Annotated in this window: 15 protein-coding genes; 5 read left to right on the top strand and 10 right to left on the bottom strand. The window is 72.8% G+C overall.

The annotated features are described in order from the left end of the window. The 4 genes from FNH04_RS25935 to FNH04_RS25915 form a co-directional block, all read right to left on the bottom strand. On the bottom strand, positions 1-259 hold a 259-nt coding region (locus FNH04_RS25935; protein WP_322723877.1), incomplete at its 3' end, for a biotin/lipoyl-containing protein. Positions 260-316: 57 nt separating this feature from the next. Beyond that, a complete protein-coding gene (lpdA, locus tag FNH04_RS25930; protein WP_322723876.1) occupies positions 317-1,705 on the bottom strand; it encodes a dihydrolipoyl dehydrogenase in 1,389 nt (462 codons plus the stop codon). A 298-nt stretch (positions 1,706-2,003) separates the two neighbouring features. Beyond that, entirely contained in the window at positions 2,004-3,539 is a 1,536-nt protein-coding gene (locus tag FNH04_RS25925) for a leucyl aminopeptidase (RefSeq protein ID WP_322723875.1), read from the bottom strand. Positions 3,540-4,241: 702 nt separating this feature from the next. Then, positions 4,242-5,036, bottom strand: a complete 795-nt coding sequence (locus tag FNH04_RS25915) for an adenosylcobinamide-GDP ribazoletransferase (protein ID WP_322723873.1) — start codon at positions 5,034-5,036, stop codon at positions 4,242-4,244. A 106-nt stretch (positions 5,037-5,142) separates the two neighbouring features. Between FNH04_RS25915 and FNH04_RS25910 the strand changes: the two genes are divergently transcribed. Further along, complete coding sequence (locus tag FNH04_RS25910) at positions 5,143-5,913, top strand: hypothetical protein (protein WP_152788202.1); 771 nt, start codon at positions 5,143-5,145, stop codon at positions 5,911-5,913. On the opposite strand, the gene FNH04_RS46695 is transcribed toward FNH04_RS25910, so the two are convergent. Continuing rightward, the gene (locus tag FNH04_RS46695; RefSeq protein ID WP_194236820.1) at positions 5,847-6,551 is read right to left on the bottom strand and encodes a hypothetical protein; all 705 of its coding nucleotides are present in this window, start codon (positions 6,549-6,551) and stop codon (positions 5,847-5,849) included. The two genes, FNH04_RS25910 and FNH04_RS46695, sit on opposite strands and share 67 nt — an antisense overlap. Positions 6,552-6,713: 162 nt before the next feature. Then, positions 6,714-7,817 carry a nicotinate-nucleotide--dimethylbenzimidazole phosphoribosyltransferase gene (cobT, locus tag FNH04_RS25900; RefSeq protein WP_152788201.1) on the bottom strand — a complete coding sequence of 368 codons (1,104 nt, stop codon included), beginning with the start codon at positions 7,815-7,817 and terminating at the stop codon, positions 6,714-6,716. 114 nt (positions 7,818-7,931) lie between these two features. On the opposite strand from cobT, the gene FNH04_RS25895 reads away from it, so the two are divergent. After that, on the top strand, positions 7,932-8,960 hold the full coding sequence (locus tag FNH04_RS25895) for a class I SAM-dependent methyltransferase (protein ID WP_152788200.1): 1,029 nt from the start codon (positions 7,932-7,934) through the stop codon (positions 8,958-8,960). A gap of 3 nt (positions 8,961-8,963) precedes the next feature. Here FNH04_RS25895 and FNH04_RS25890 read toward each other — a convergent pair whose 3' ends face one another. Then, entirely contained in the window at positions 8,964-10,166 is a 1,203-nt protein-coding gene (locus FNH04_RS25890) for a bifunctional adenosylcobinamide kinase/adenosylcobinamide-phosphate guanylyltransferase (protein WP_322723872.1), read from the bottom strand. Positions 10,167-10,372: 206 nt separating this feature from the next. Here FNH04_RS25890 and FNH04_RS25885 point away from each other — a divergent pair, with 206 nt between their 5' ends. Then, positions 10,373-10,585, top strand: a complete 213-nt coding sequence (locus tag FNH04_RS25885; protein ID WP_152788199.1) for a hypothetical protein — start codon at positions 10,373-10,375, stop codon at positions 10,583-10,585. Positions 10,586-10,885: 300 nt separating this feature from the next. Here the strand turns inward: FNH04_RS25885 and FNH04_RS25880 are convergent, their stop codons facing one another. The 3 genes from FNH04_RS25880 to FNH04_RS25870 form a co-directional block, all read right to left on the bottom strand. Continuing rightward, entirely contained in the window at positions 10,886-11,965 is a 1,080-nt protein-coding gene (locus FNH04_RS25880) for a S1C family serine protease (RefSeq protein WP_152788198.1), read from the bottom strand. Positions 11,966-12,053: 88 nt separating this feature from the next. Continuing rightward, the gene (locus FNH04_RS25875) at positions 12,054-12,755 is read right to left on the bottom strand and encodes a class I SAM-dependent methyltransferase (RefSeq protein ID WP_322723870.1); all 702 of its coding nucleotides are present in this window, start codon (positions 12,753-12,755) and stop codon (positions 12,054-12,056) included. 83 nt (positions 12,756-12,838) lie between these two features. After that, positions 12,839-13,513, bottom strand: a complete 675-nt coding sequence (locus FNH04_RS25870; protein WP_152788197.1) for a DUF3043 domain-containing protein — start codon at positions 13,511-13,513, stop codon at positions 12,839-12,841. A 255-nt stretch (positions 13,514-13,768) separates the two neighbouring features. Here FNH04_RS25870 and FNH04_RS25865 point away from each other — a divergent pair, with 255 nt between their 5' ends. After that, positions 13,769-14,572 (top strand): PspA/IM30 family protein, encoded by an 804-nt coding sequence (locus FNH04_RS25865; protein WP_152788205.1) that lies wholly within the window; start codon positions 13,769-13,771, stop codon positions 14,570-14,572. A gap of 39 nt (positions 14,573-14,611) precedes the next feature. Further along, positions 14,612-14,890, top strand: a complete 279-nt coding sequence (gene pspAA / locus FNH04_RS25860; protein WP_152788196.1) for a PspA-associated protein PspAA — start codon at positions 14,612-14,614, stop codon at positions 14,888-14,890. The last annotated feature ends 47 nt before the right edge of the window (positions 14,891-14,937 follow it).

The following is a 14,937-nucleotide window of genomic DNA, read 5'->3' as shown; positions in this document are numbered from 1 at the left end:
GGGCGGCCGCGGGGGCGCCCGTGCCGTCGTCGATGACGGCGAGCTCGGCGCCGACCTCGACCGTCTCGTCCTCGGCGACCTTGATGGACGCCAGCACACCGGCGGCGGGGGAGGGGATCTCGGTGTCGACCTTGTCGGTGGACACCTCGAGCAGCGGCTCGTCGGCCTCGACGCGCTCGCCCTCGGCCTTCAGCCAGCGGGTGACAGTGCCCTCGGTGACGCTCTCACCGAGCGCCGGAAGGGTTACGGAAACCGCCATGGTTTCGGTTGCTCCTTACGAAATTGCGGAAGTCAGTGTCGTCGCGGACTGAAGGCGTCAGTCGTGCGAGTGGAGGGGCTTGCCCGCGAGGGCCAGGTGGGCCTCCCCGAGCGCCTCGTTCTGCGTCGGGTGGGCGTGGACGAGCTGGGCGACCTCGGCCGGCAGCGCCTCCCAGTTGTAGATCAGCTGGGCTTCGCCGACCTGCTCGCCCATGCGGTCGCCGACCATGTGGACGCCGACCACGGCACCGTCCTTGACCTGGACGAGCTTGATCTCGCCCGCGGTCTTGAGGATCTTGCTCTTTCCGTTGCCCGCCAGGTTGTACTTCAGGGCGACGACCTTGTCCGCGCCGTAGATCTCCTTGGCCTTGGCCTCGGTGATGCCGACGGAGGCGACCTCCGGGTGGCAGTACGTCACCCGCGGCACGCCGTCGTAGTCGATCGGCACGGTCTTCAGACCGGCCAGACGCTCCGCCACCAGGATGCCCTCGGCGAAGCCCACGTGCGCGAGCTGCAGCGTCGGAACCAGGTCGCCGACGGCGGAGACGGTCGGGACGTTCGTGCGCATGTACTCGTCGACGAGGACGTAACCGCGGTCCATGGCGACCCCGGCCTCCTCGTAGCCCAGGCCCTGCGAGACCGGACCGCGGCCGACGGCGACGAGGAGGACCTCGGCCTCGAACTCCTTGCCGTCGGCGAGCGTGACCTTGACACCGTTCTCGGTGTACTCGGCCTTCTGGAAGAAGGTGCCCAGGTTGAACTTGATGCCGCGCTTGCGGAAGGCGCGCTCGAGGAGCTTGGAGGAGTTCTCGTCCTCGACCGGGACCAGGTGCTTCAGGCCCTCGATGACGGTGACGTCGGCACCGAAGGACTTCCAGGCGGAGGCGAACTCGACGCCGATGACACCGCCGCCGAGGACGATCGCGGACTGGGGCACACGGTCCAGGACGAGGGCGTGGTCCGAGGAGATGACGCGGTTGCCGTCGATCTCCAGGCCCGGCAGGGACTTCGGCACCGAGCCGGTGGCGAGCAGGATGTGACGGCCCTGGACGCGCTGGCCGTTGACGTCGACCGAGGTGGGGGAGGACAGGCGCCCCTCACCCTCGATGTAGGTCACCTTGCGGGAGGCGACCAGACCCTGGAGGCCCTTGTACAGGCCCGAGATGACCTCGTCCTTGTACTTGTGGACGGCGGGCACGTCGATGCCCTCGAAGCTGGCCTTCACACCGAACTGCTCGCTCTCGCGGGCCTGGTCGGCGATCTCGCCCGCGTGCAGCAGGGCCTTGGTGGGGATGCAACCCCGGTGCAGGCAGGTACCGCCGACCTTGTCCTTCTCGATCAGGGCGACGTCCAGGCCCAGCTGCGCCCCGCGCAGGGCCGCGGCGTAACCACCGCTACCACCGCCGAGGATCACTAGGTCGAAAACGGTGCTGGCGTCGTTCGCCACGTCACGTCCTCCATGCATTGCGCCGTGCGCCCGGGCCCCTTTGTCCCGTTCGGGGGCGACCCGTCGGTCGGCTGTTGTCCGGCCGCTCTACTTCGGCCCTTCGTGGGGCCCTGTCCTGCCGGGCCCCATCTTCGCACTTGTCGATGGTGGGCGGGACGCCGGGCCGGTGTGTGAGACATCGCACTGCGGCCCCCCGCGCCCCTGCCGGGGACGCGGGGGGCCGCGCGATCAGCCGAAGACAACCCGCAGCCGCCGTGGAACGGGCCGGACCGAGCCCCGGGCGCACGGCGACGCGGCCTCAGCCGAGATCTCCCGAAGCCGTCAGCTCGGCAAGCCGTACCAGCGTCCGCACCGCGCTGCCCGTACCGCCCTTCGGCGTGTAACCGAACGGCCCGGACTCGTTGAACGCCGGCCCCGCGATGTCCAGGTGGGCCCAGGTGATCCCCTCGCCCACGAACTCCTTCAGGAAGAGCCCGGCGACCAGCCCGCCCCCGAAGCGCTCACCGATGTTCGCGAGATCGGCCGTGGGCGAGTCCATTCCCTTGCGCAGGTGGTCCGGCAGCGGCATGGGCCACGCCGCCTCGCCCACCTCCTCGGCCGCCTCGTGCACCGCGGAGCGGAACGCGTCGTCGTTCGCCATGATCCCGAACGTCCGGTTCCCGAGCGCCAGCATCATCGCGCCCGTCAGCGTGGCGACGTCGACGACCGCGTCCGGCTTCTCCTCGCAGGCCCTGGCGATCGCGTCGGCCAGGACGAGCCGGCCCTCGGCGTCGGTGTTCAGCACCTCGACGGTCTTGCCGCTGTACATGCGCAGCACGTCACCGGGGCGGGTGGCGGAGCCGGACGGCATGTTCTCGGCGAGGGCGAGCCAGCCGGTGACGTTGACCTCGAGGCCGAGCCGCGCGGCGGCCACGACCGCGGCGAAGACCGCCGCCGCGCCGCTCATGTCGCACTTCATCGTCTCGTTGTGGCCCGCGGGCTTGAGCGAGATACCGCCCGAGTCGTACGTGATGCCCTTGCCGATGAAGGCGAGGTGCTTCTTCGCCTTGGAGGAGGTGTACGACAGCTTCACCAGACGGGGCGCCGAGGCCGACCCGGCGCCCACGCCGAGGATGCCCCCGTAGCCGCCCTTCTCCAGGGCCTTCTCGTCGAGCACCTGCACCTTGATGCCGTGCTCCTTGGCCGCGGCCTGCGCGACGGCGGCGAAAGCCTCCGGGTTCAGGTCGTTCGGCGGGGTGTTGATCAGGTCGCGGGCGCGGTTGAGCTCCTCCGTCACGGCGGTGGCCCGCTCCGCGGCGGCCTTGTGGGCGCGGTCGCGGGGCTTGGCACCGAGTACGGCGACCTCGGCGAGGGGCGCTTTGCCGTTCCTGGCCTTCGGGTCCTTGCCGTTCGCCTTGTACGCGTCGAAGGCGTACGCCCCGAGCAGCGCGCCCTCGGCGACGGCGCCGACATCACCGGCGTCCGCGACGGGCAGCGCGAACGCGGCCTTCTTCGAGCCGGCCAGGGCCCGGGCCGCGGCACCGGCCGCACGGCGCAGCGTCTCGGTCCCGAACGACGAGTCCTTCTCGGGCTCAGCTCCCAGGCCCACCGCCACCACGAGCGGAGCCTTGAAGCCGGACGGCGCGGGCAGCTTCGTCACCTCGCCCTCGGCGCCCGAGGCGCCGAGGGTCTCCAGGACGCCGGCCAGCTTGCCGCCGTACGCCTTGTCCACGGCCTCGGCGCCCGGCGCGACGGATAGTCCCTTGGCGCCCTTCGGGCTCTTCGCGACACCGACCACGATCGCGTCGGCGCGGAGGCCTGACGCGGCGGCGGTGCTGAGAGTGAGAGCAGTCACGGTGGTGAAATCTCGCTTCCAATTGAGTTCCAGTGGCCGAACGGATGGGGTCGACCGGCCCTGGGGAGACCCTAGATCCGCGGTGCGTGGCGGCCCCCGCCGGGCCGGGATTCCGCGGTGCGCGGGATCCGGCCGGATCGCAGGGGTGCCAAGGACGAGACTAGGCCCTGTTCGGCCGATCGGACCTGGGGCGCGGCACCCGGGCGGACGGATACCGTGCCGCGGTACCTCACGGCGGCCACAGGCGTCCGCCCCTTCCGGCGCCGTAGCCGCGGCACGTGGCCGGGCCGAAGAGCCTGGCCGCACGGTCGAGCCTCTCACGCCGTCGGCCCCTCCGAACGTCCCGCTTCACCCCAAAGAGGGTTCCCCGACGCCGACTTGAGTGCGGCACACGACGGCCGGACGGTCAGGGCGTACGGATCCGGCGTGCCGTTCCCCAGGACTGAGCGGGAGTCAGAGCCTGTGTCATATCCCCGGTCGGATCAGCGCGCGGCGTCTGGTGCGTGCGATCGCAAGGCGCCGGAGCGCCCTCGATGGGGGTCCCCCCGCTCGAGCGAAGCCGAGAGTGGGGGAGGAGTCACGTGGGCGTTTCGGCAACGCGGCGAGCGTGCGTGCCAGGCGTCGCGCGCCCGGCCGGGGATATGACACAGGCTCTCAGTCCTGCTGCCAGGACCCGGCGGCAGCGGTTCCCCACCCCGCGCCTCACCCCAGCGACAGCATCACGAGCGCCGCCGTCGCCGCCGTCTCCGCGACCCCGCCGAAGACATCACCGGTGACCCCGCCGAAGCGGCGCGTGCAGTGCCGCAGGAGCAGCTCGGCCACGGCGAGGGAGACGACCACCGCGAGGGCCGTACGCACAGGGCCGTACGTCCCGGGCAGCGCGCCCCCGGCGGCGGACACCGCCGTGACGGCGAGGGCCACGGCCACCGCCCCGCCCACCGGGACCGCCCCGGCGACCGCCGCGCCCAGCCCCTCCGGGCGCGCGGCCGGCACCCCGGCCCGCGCGGCCAGGGTGAGGGCGAGCCGGGCGGCGGTCGCCGAGACGACGGCGGCCAGAGCTCCCCGGGACCAGGACTCCCCGTACTCCTCCGCGAGCGCGGCGACCTGGGCGAGCAGGACGAGGACCAGGGTGAGCACGCCGAACGGGCCGATGTCCGACTGCTTCATGATCCGCAACGCGTCCTCGGCGGGCCTGCCGCTGCCGAGCCCGTCGGCGGTGTCGGCGAGGCCGTCGAGGTGGAGGCCGCGGGTGAGGACGGCGGGTACAGCGGTGGTGGCCACGGCGGCGAGCAGGGGGCCCGCGCCGAGGAGGAGCAGCAGGAGCCCGAGCGCGGCGGAGGCGAGCCCGACGACCAGCCCGGCGGCGGGCGCGCACAGCATCCCCGCGCGCGCGGCCTCACGGTCCCAGCGGGTCACGGTGACGGGCAGCACGGTGAGCGTGCCGAAGGCGAAGCGCAGGCCCTCGGGGAGGGAGGTCGTGAACACCGGCTTGGACACCTGGCGCAGGGTACCCGGGGGCCTGAGGACTCCTGATGGCGGGCTGTTCAGCGGTGGATGGCGGTTGTTGAGCAGGTATGACAGAAAACATGGATAAAGTGCGCGTATGGGTCACTGGTGGCAGCGGAACATCATCGAACCGGGCAAACTTCCCCTTCTCCTCGCCCTCACCTCCTTCGTTCTGACCTTCATGATCACCCGGGTCATCACCCGCATGATCCGCGCGGGCAAGGGCCCGTTCCGCAACATCGACTCCGGCGGTGTGCACATCCACCACGTGGTCCCCGGTGTCGTCCTGACGGTGACCGGCGGCTTCGGCGCGGTGGCGAGCGGACGGCACGGCGTCGGCCCGGCCCTGTGCGCCGTGCTGTTCGGCGTGGGCGTGGGCCTGATGCTGGACGAGTTCGCGCTGATCCTGCACCTCGACGACGTGTACTGGACCGAACAGGGGCGCAAGAGCGTGGAGATGGTGGTGCTGACGGCGGCCCTCGTCGGCCTGGTGCTCTGCGGCTTCCTGCCGTTCGGGGTGAACGACCTCGACGAGGAGGAGTTGGAGGGCCGCGGCTCGGCGATCCTCGGCGTCGCCCTGAACTTCTTCTTCGCGCTCCTCGCCCTCAGCAAGGGCAAGGCCCGTATCGCGCTGTTCGGCGCGATCGTGCCCTTCCTTGCCGTGATCGGCGCCATCCGGCTGGCCCGCCCCGGCTCGCCCTGGGCCAAGCGCTTCTACGGCCGCCGCCCGCGCGCCCGCGCCAAGTCCCGGCTGCGCGCCTACCACCACGACCGCCGCTGGGCCGGCCCGCGCCGCAGGATTCAGGACTGGATCGGCGGAGCGCCCGACGAACTCCCGGAGCCCAGCCGCACCCCCGAACGCCACTGACGCCACTTGGTGACCGCGGACACCACCAGCACCGCCGCGATCGCCGCCAGATGCTCCTTGCCCGCGAGGTTCTCCTTGACCAGTACCTCGACGACCATCGCCACGATCACCAGGGCCGCCGTGACATACGCCCGGTGGCGCAGGCCCACGACCACGGCGAGCCCGACCACGGCGGCCGACGGCCCGGTGTCGACGACCCCCGCGTCCGACGCGGGCAGCCCCAGAGGGACGTCCGGGCCGAGCGCGACGCCCACGCGCGCGTACAGCGTGCCCGCCAGTGTGGCGCCGTACGCGACGGCGAGCGCCCGCCACCGGCCCAGACAGATCTCCGCGATCCCGAACACGCACAGGATCTGCAGCAGCGCGCCCCACACGGGCAGATGCAGGGCCGGTACGAAGAGGGAGAGCGGCGTGCGCAGAAGGGCGAGCCAGAGCGGGTCCTCGGCGCGTACGGCACCGACCGCCTCCACGAACCCGTAGCCCCACGCCCGCCCGTGCGCGAAGTGCAGGACCGCCGCGAGGCAGACGCCCGTCAGGGCGAGCGGGACCGCCCGCGGGCCGCGTTCGAGCAGGGCCGTGCGGACGGTGCCGTACAGCGCTCCCCATTCGGCGCGGGCCCAGCGGGCGAGGGCGCTCATCTCTGCGGACTCCAGGTGCTCGCGGTACGGCCACGTCGGCGGCCCCGCGCACCAGGAACCCCGGGGCACGGGTCACGTTCGAAGACGGCGCGGAACACCGTGGAGTTGAGCGGGCCCCGGGGTGACCGATCTCTCCCGCACCCGCGGAACCGGCCCTCCCGGTTACTCCTCCTCGGGCTTCTCCTGCTCCTCGGGCTCCTCAGGCTCCTCGGGCTTCTCCGGCGCCTGCTCCGGCAGTTCCGCCGCCAGCGCCGCCGCGGCCTGGACGAGCGGCAGGGCCAGCAGCGCGCCCGCACCCTCGCCGACGCTCACGCCGTGGTCGAGGAGGGGCTCGATGGCCATGCGGTCGAGGGCCTTCGCCTGGGCCGGCTCGCCGCTGTTCTGGCCCGCGAGCCACCAGTCCGGCGCCCGGAAGGCGACCCGCTGGCCCACGAGGGCGCAGGCGGCCGACACGACACCGTCCAGGATCACCGGCGTCTTCCGTACGGCGCACTGGAGCAGGAAGCCCGTCATCGCGGCCAGATCGGCGCCGCCCACCGTCGCCAGCAGCCGCAACTGCTCTCCGAGCACCGGCCGGGCCCGCCGCAGGGAGTCCCGTACGGCCGCGCACTTGCGCATCCACGCCAGGTCGTCGATCGCCCGGCCGCCCCGGCCGGTGACGACGGACGCGTCCGTTCCGCACAGCGCGGCGACCAGTACGGCCGCCGCCGTGGTCCCCCCGACGCTCACATCGCCGAGGACCACCAGATCCGTACCGGAGTCGGCCTCCTCGTCCGCGACCGCGACCCCCGCGAGGAACGCCGCCTCCGCCTCCTGGAGGGTCAGCGCGTCCTCGACGTCGATACGGCCGGACCCGCGCCGCACCCGGTGCCGTACGACCTCGTCCGGGAGCTCCTCCGGCTCGCAGTCGAGCGCCATGTCCACCACCCGCACGGGCACGTCGAGCCGCCGGGCCAGCACCGCCACCGGGCTGCTCCCGTCGAGCACCGCCCGCACCAGCTCGTGTGCGCTGCCCGCGGGCCGCGCGGAGACACCGAGTCCGGCGACCCCGTGGTCACCCGCGAACAGCACCACACGCGGCCGGGTGACCGGACGCACCGGCACGGAGGACTGCGCCGCCGCCAGCCACTCGCCCAGGTCGTCGAGGCGCCCCAGTGCCCCGGGCGGCACGACCTGTCGCGCCCGCCGCGCCTCGGCATCGCGGCGCACCCCACCGTCGGGGCGCTCGATCAGATCGGTGAAGTCGTCGAGATTAAGCGAGCTCATTCGCCGAACAGTACCGGCAGCGATCGAACACGGCGGCGTCACACCGTCACCACGTCATCGCGATCCCATACGTTCCTTTTGGTCCAGAGTTCCGGAATGTCGTACGGAGTCGCCATGTCTGCCGCCCCCCAGCCGAACCGGCCCGAACTCGCCCCCGCCACCGGGCCGTTCCCCGCGCCGCGACCCGAGACCGGCTCCGCGCCGCGCCGCGAGGACTGCCCCTGGTGCGGTTCGCGACGGCTGCGCGTCCGGATCCGTTCGCACGATCCGGCGCGCCGGGTCCCGGGCACGTTCGTGGTCGACGGGTGCCGGGACTGCGGGCACGTCTTCCAGAACCCGAGGCTCACCGCCCAGGCGCCGGGCGTCCGGGGCCGCGGCCCCCGGGGAGGCCATGACTTCCTCGCCGAACGCCTCCTGGGCGCCCGCGGCATCCGCCGCCGTCACCGGGCCGCCGCCCGCGCGATGCTGCCGTACCCCGAGCCCGAGAGCTGGCTCGACGTCGGCACCGGGCACGGACACTTCCCCGAGGCCGCCAGGGAGGTGCACCCGTACACCGCCTTCGACGGACTCGACGCCACGCCGCGCGTCGAACGGGCCCGCGCCGCCGGACGCGTCGAGGAGGCGCAGCAGGGCGCGCTCACCGACCCGGAGATCGCCGGGCGGCTGCGCGGCCGCTACGACGTGGTCAGCATGTTCCACCACCTCGAACACGCCCCCGACCCCCGCGCGGAACTCCGCGCCGCCCTCGACGTGCTCCGCCCCGGAGGCCACCTCGTCGTCGAAGTCCCGGACCCCGCCTGTGCGTTCGGCACGCTGCTCGGCAAGTGGTGGGTGCCGTACGACCAGCCGCGCCATCTGCATCTGATGCCGCTGGGGAACCTGGTACGGGAACTGGAGTCGCACGGCTGCACGGTCGTCGCCACCGACCGGCGCGCCCCGCACATCCCGTACGACCTGACGGGCGCCCTGTGGCTGGCCCTGACCCGCTCCCGCGCCCGTACCGCCCTGACCTGGGCCGGGCTGCCCCTCCTGGCCTCGGCCGCGGCCCTGGACCTCGGCCTCGCCCCGCTGCTGCGCCGCACCCGCTTCTCGAACGCCTACCGGATCATCGCCCGAAGGGAACCGGCGCGGGACGACGGCTGATCGTCATCCGCGCAGCGGCAGCGCCTGCCCCGCCACCACCAGCAGCACCTGCTCGCACTCGTCCGCGAACGCCGCGTTCAGGCGCCCGAGTTCGTCCCGGTAGCGGCGGCCCGAGGGTGTCGCGGGGACGATCCCCGAGCCCACCTCGTTGGACACCGCGACGACCGTACGGCGGGTCTCGCGCACGGCTTCGGTCAGTTCCCGCACCCGCGCCCTGAGGGCACGCTCACCGCCGTCCGCCCACTCGGCGTCGTCCCAGGCGTCGACGGAGTCCATCGCGTCCGTCAGCCACAGGGACAGACAGTCGATGAGCAGGGGAGCGCCGTCGTCCTTCAGCAGCGGCACGAGATCGCACGTCTCGGCGGTGCGCCAGGAACCGGGTCGCCGCTCCCGGTGGGCGGCGACCCGGGCCGCCCACTCGCCGTCCCCGTTCCGCGGACCGCCCGTCGCCACGTACAGCACGTCGGGGAACGCCTCCAGACGCCGCTCCGCCTCCACCGACTTCCCGGACCGCGCCCCGCCCAGTACGAGGGTGCGCCGCGGTACGTCCGGTACGTCCTCGTAGACGCCCACGGTCAGCGTCGTACCGTCCGGCACGGCCCGCGCACCGGCGGCCGCGAGCCGACGGCCGAGCTCGGCGCCCGGTGGCACGTCGTGGCCGAGGTGCACCGCGACGACATCGGTCGTCGGCCCGACGGCCCCCACCGCGCGCAGCCGCGCCAGCACGTCGGGCCGCCCCGCGACATCGACGAGCACCATGTCGTACGGCCCCGAGGAGCCTTCTCCGATCCCGGCGGCCGCGCCACCGGGCGGCAGGTACAGCAGCCGCTGCCCGTCCGGTCCCGTCACCGCGTACCCCGTCCCCGGCGCGTCCATCGCGATCGCCCGCACCCGGTGCCCGGTCAGCAGCGCCAGCTCCCGCCCGTCCGGCACCCGCCCCGGCTGCGGCAGCCCGGCCGGGACCTCGATGGGGGGCCCGCCGTGCGGATGCGAGAGCAGCACCTGCCGTACGCCGGACAGCGTGCGCCCGGAGCGGGCGGCGGCCAGGGCGGCGCCGGGCGTCAGATCGAGCAGCAGGATGCCGTCCACCAGCAGCGCGGTCGCCGCGCGGGCGTCGGCGCCGAGCGCGGTCGCGCAGGCAGCGCAGGGACAGTCGGGGCGGGGGAGGCCCTCGGGGGCGCCGGTGCCGAGCAGTGTCAGTTCCACGGGCCCGATTTTCGCGCGTTCCCGAACTTTCCCGCAGGTCTTGCGCGTCCGACCGGCCATGGCTCGTTCCACGGCTCGCTCCGCGGTTTGTCCAAGGCTTCCGTACCGTGCCGCGTGCGGAGCGCTTAGGCTCTGGAGCAGGAACCGGATCTTGCTCGGTGCTGTTTCCGGCACCGGGCCGGTACTCACCGAAGCTGGAGGCTCACATGGCGGCATGGACGTGGCGGTTCGAGAAGGCCGACGGGGCGGAGGTCCAGCCCGCGGTGCAGCCCGACGAGTTCACCACGCAGGGGGATGCCGAGTCCTGGATCGGTGAGCACTGGAAGGCCCTCCTCGACGGGGGCGCGGACCAGGTCCGGCTGTTCGAGGACACGACGGAGATCTACGGGCCGATGAGCCTGCACGCGTCGGAGGCGTAGCCGGGTCGCGGGGCGGTGTGACGGCCGGGACGCCAAGGTGCGGTGGCGGGCCGCCGGGTGGTGCGAGGGCCGGGGGTCGACGTGCGGCGGCTGCGAGGCCGAGGTGCGGTGGCGGGCCGCGGGGCGGTGCGGCGGCCGGGAGGCCGAGGTGCGGTGGCGGGCCGCCGGGTGGTGCGAGGGCCGGGACGCCGAAGGTGTGACGGCCCGGAGGGCGACGGGGCGGTGACGGGCCGCCCGGCGGTGCGGTCGGCGGTCCGTGATGCCGTGGTCCGTCGCTTCCCGGACCGTTCCCGGACCGCTCTACAGCTCTCCCAAGGTCACCTCGACGGTCTGCTCGCGCCCGTTCCTCGTGTACGTCACGGTCGTGCGGTCCCCGGGCCGTGCCTCCGCGAGGGCCTCGGACAGCGAGGTGATCGTGGTGATCTCCGTGTCACCCAGCCCGGTGATGACGTCCCCGGGCTCGATGCCCGCCCGGTCGGCCGCGCCGCCCTCCACGACCTCGGCCACGGCGACCCCCTCGGGCCGGGAGTCGTCGCCGACGACCGTACGGCCCGTGATGCCGAGCGCGGCCCGGCCGGAGTCGGTGACCCTGCCGTTCTCGACGATCTGGTCGGCGAGCGTCCGCACCGTCGACGCGGGGATGGCGAAGCCGATGCCCGGAGCCGCGCCCTCGCCCAGGCCCGGGTCGACGGCCGCGAGCGTGGGAATGCCGATGACCCGGCCGTCGAGGTCGACGAGGGCGCCGCCGCTGTTGCCGGGGTTGATCGCGGCGGAGGTCTGCACCATGTTCGCGATGGTCGCTCCCGGCCTCCCCTCGGAGGCCGGCTCGGTCACGGTCCGTCCGGTCGCCGAGACGATCCCCTGCGTCACGCTGGAGGACAGTCCCAGCGGCGAGCCCATGGCCAGGACGATCTGTCCCACCTGGACCCGGCCGGAGTCCTGGAACGTCACCGCCTTCAGCCCGTCCGGCACCGTGTCCAGCTTCACGACGGCGAGGTCCTGCTGCGGGTACGCGTACACGAGCGTCGCGTCCAGCTCGTTCTCGCTGTTCGCGATCGTCACGCCGAAGGTCCTCTCGTCTCCCACGACGTGCGCGTTCGTGACGATGTGCCCCTGGGCGTCATACACCACCCCGGAACCCAGACCCTCGCTCGTCCGGATCTGCACGACCGAGGGCAGGACGTCCCTGATCACCTTCTGGTAGTCGTTCTGCAGGTCGTTGTCCACGGCGGGGACGGCGGCCTGGGTGGTCAGCCCCTCCCGACCGCTCCCCCCGGCGTCCGCCCCGGAACCGGAGCAGCCGGACAGCAGGGCGACGGCACAGACGAGAGCGGAGAGAACGGCGGGGAGGCGGCGGCCGGGGACACGCGAGTCATCCATGCCCCGAGTCTCACGTCGCCGGGTGGCCCCCTGCGCGCCGTAGGCCGCCGAACGGGCTCTGGCCGAGTGGGTACCCGCTTGGGTGGGGTCAGCCCCTCACACCGCACAGGTGCAGCAGGGCGGCCACCCGGCGGTACGGGTCCGTTCGGCCGGCTCGCTCCTCCGCGGTCAGCAGGGTGTCCACGTCCTCCGGGACCGGCGCGTCGTCGTCGGCGAGGTCGGTGAAGACCCGGACGCCGTACCAGGCGTGCAGGGGAGCGCCGATACCCGCGAGGGTGGAGGTGAGCGCGTCCAGGCGGTCGGCGCGTACGTCGAGGCCGAGCCGGTTCGTGTAGGCCGTGGACTCGAAGGCGGCCAGCGTGCCCGCCCAGTCGCCGGCCAGACCCGGCCGCATGGCGAGCGCGTCCCCGTTCCGTACGAGCAGGGAGAGCAGCCCGCCCGGCGCCAGCATGCGCGCCAGGCCGGCCAGCAGCGCGTCCGGCTCCTCGACGTACATCAGCACACCGTGGCACAGCACCACGTCGAAGCCGCCCGGCAGGAAGTGCACACCCGTGTCCCGGCCGTCGCCCTCGACCAGCCGGACCCGGCTCCGTATGCCCTCCGGCTCACCGGCGAGGGCCTCCCGGGCCACGGCGAGCATCGTCGCGTCCTGCTCGACCCCGGTCACCTTGTGCCCGGCCCGCGCCAGCCGCAGCGCCTGCGTGCCCTGACCCATACCGACGTCCAGCACCCGAAGCCGCTGCCCGACGGGAAACCGCCCGGCGATCTGCTCGTCGAGCTGCCGGGCCACCAGCTCCTGCCGTACGACATCGCGCAGCCCGCCCAGCTTGTTCAGCCAGGCCTGTGCGGCGCCCCCGGAGAAAGATGTCGTGCTCAGGGCCGCTCTCCGCGCTTGACCTGCGGCTTGGGCAGCCGGAGGCGACGCATCTGGAGGGTGCGCATCAGCGCGTAGGCGACGGCGCCCCGCTTGTTCTCGTCGGGGTAGCGCTCGTTCAGCTGCCTCTTCAGACGCATCGCGACCCAGATCGAGTCGACCACGATCAGCACGATCACGAAGAGCCACAGCAGCAGCGCGATGTTCTGCAGCGACGCCACCCGCACCATGCTCAGTACGAGGATGATCACGGCCAGCGGCAGGAAGAACTCCGCGACGGAGAACCGCGAGTCCACGAAGTCACGCGCGAACTTCCGCACCGGACCCTTGTCGCGGACCGGCAGATAGCGCTCGTCACCGCCCGCCAGCGCCTGGCGCTGCCGCTCCAGCGCGGACCGGCGCTCGTCGCGGGCACGCTTCGCGGCCTCCTTGCGCGTGCTCGGCGTGTTGGCGACGCTGCGGCGCTGCGCCTGGGCCTCACTGCGCTTGGGGGTGGGCCGGCCCTTGGGGGCCTGCGGGTCACGGGGCTGCTGGGAGTCGTTCACGGGCGCCTTCTCGACGACCGCGTTCTTCTCGCTCTTGGCACGGCTACGGAACACAAAACCCAAGGGTACGGGGTTCCGTGGCATGGACCCCAGCCGGGCGGGGAACGATCCGGCAACACCGCTCGTCATGTAGGGGGACAGAGTGGCCTGAAAAGGAAGGCCGCGACGGCCCGCCCCGAGTGAGCCTGAGGAATTCCGGGACCCACCCCGTACACAACCCCGGGAGACACCTACTCCCTACGCCGGAGCAGTGCCGTACGCAGTCGTCCTTGGGGATGAGCGCATCCGTCCCCGAACAGTGCGGTAATGGATGCAGGGCCCGTACTGTGGGTTCTGTTGCAGTCGCTGGAGCTGGAGTCCGTCAGAAGGGGGCGCGCGAAGCCCATGAGCGGTGTCATGAAGCGTATGGGGATGATCTTCCGCGCGAAGGCGAACAAGGCCCTTGACCGGGCCGAGGACCCGCGCGAGACCCTCGACTACTCGTACCAGAAACAGCTGGAGCTGCTCCAGAAGGTGCGTCGCGGAGTCGCGGACGTGGCGACCTCGCGCAAGCGCCTCGAACTGCAGCTGAACCAGCTCCAGTCCCAGTCGTCCAAGCTGGAGGACCAGGGCCGCAAGGCGCTGGCGCTGGGCCGTGAGGACCTGGCCCGCGAGGCGCTGTCGCGCCGTGCCGCGCTCCAGCAGCAGGTCACGGACCTGGAGACGCAGCACCAGACGTTGCAGGGTGAGGAGGAGAAGCTCACCCTCGCCGCCCAGCGGCTCCAGGCGAAGGTGGACGCCTTCCGCACCAAGAAGGAGACCATCAAGGCGACGTACACGGCGGCCCAGGCCCAGACCCGGATCGGCGAGGCCTTCACCGGTATCTCCGAGGAGATGGGCGACGTCGGCCTGGCCATCCAGCGCGCCGAGGACAAGACGGCCCAGCTCCAGGCCCGCGCCGGCGCGATCGACGAGCTCCTCGCCTCGGGCGCCCTGGACGACCCCTCCGGCATGGCCAAGGACGACATCCAGGCCGAGCTGGACCGGCTCTCCGGTGGTACGGATGTGGAGCTGGAGCTGCAGCGGATGAAGGCGGAGCTGGCCGGAGGCTCGTCCTCGCAGCAGGCGATCGAGGGCGGCACCGGTACGGGCAGCGCCTCCCCGTCGCAGTCCCAGCAGCAGGACACCCCGCGCTTCGACAAGCAGTGACCGCCCGGCGGTCCGGGTCCCACGCCTGAGGAGGGCGACATGATCGTACGGATCATGGGGGAGGGGCAGGTGAGGCTGGAGGACAGCCACCTCGCCGAACTGAACAAGCTGGACGACGAACTGCTCGTGGAGATGGAGAGCGGCGACGGCCCCGGCTTCCGCCGCACCCTCCAGGCCCTCCTGGACAGGGTCCGCGACCTGGGCACGCCGCTGCCGGACGACTCCCTGGAGCCGTCCGAACTCATCCTCCCGTCTCCGGACGCGACCTTGGAGGAGGTCCGGGAGCTGCTGAGCGACGACGGCTTGTTCCCCGGCTGACGCCTCCGGCGGCCCGGGAGGGGTGTCTCGCCCCCGCCGCCCCTACC

The sequence above is a fragment of the Streptomyces phyllanthi genome (genome assembly GCF_009377205.1).
In the GTDB taxonomy this organism is placed as follows: domain Bacteria; phylum Actinomycetota; class Actinomycetes; order Streptomycetales; family Streptomycetaceae; genus Streptomyces; species Streptomyces phyllanthi.
The sequence above is the reverse complement of the archived record's forward strand: the minus strand, read 5'-3'. Positions and strand labels throughout refer to the sequence as shown.

Excerpts from the sequence above, each read along its gene's own strand:
- FNH04_RS25910 (WP_152788202.1), top strand. The coding sequence starts at position 5,143 with ATGGGTCACTGGTGGCAGCGGAACATCATCGAACCGGGCAAACTTCCC.
- FNH04_RS46695 (WP_194236820.1), bottom strand. The coding sequence starts at position 6,551 with ATGAGCGCCCTCGCCCGCTGGGCCCGCGCCGAATGGGGAGCGCTGTAC.
- cobT (WP_152788201.1), bottom strand. The coding sequence starts at position 7,817 with ATGAGCTCGCTTAATCTCGACGACTTCACCGATCTGATCGAGCGCCCC.
- FNH04_RS25895 (WP_152788200.1), top strand. The coding sequence starts at position 7,932 with ATGTCTGCCGCCCCCCAGCCGAACCGGCCCGAACTCGCCCCCGCCACC.
- FNH04_RS25885 (WP_152788199.1), top strand. The coding sequence starts at position 10,373 with ATGGCGGCATGGACGTGGCGGTTCGAGAAGGCCGACGGGGCGGAGGTC.
- FNH04_RS25880 (WP_152788198.1), bottom strand. The coding sequence starts at position 11,965 with ATGGATGACTCGCGTGTCCCCGGCCGCCGCCTCCCCGCCGTTCTCTCC.
- FNH04_RS25870 (WP_152788197.1), bottom strand. The coding sequence starts at position 13,513 with ATGACGAGCGGTGTTGCCGGATCGTTCCCCGCCCGGCTGGGGTCCATG.
- FNH04_RS25865 (WP_152788205.1), top strand. The coding sequence starts at position 13,769 with ATGAGCGGTGTCATGAAGCGTATGGGGATGATCTTCCGCGCGAAGGCG.
- pspAA (WP_152788196.1), top strand. The coding sequence starts at position 14,612 with ATGATCGTACGGATCATGGGGGAGGGGCAGGTGAGGCTGGAGGACAGC.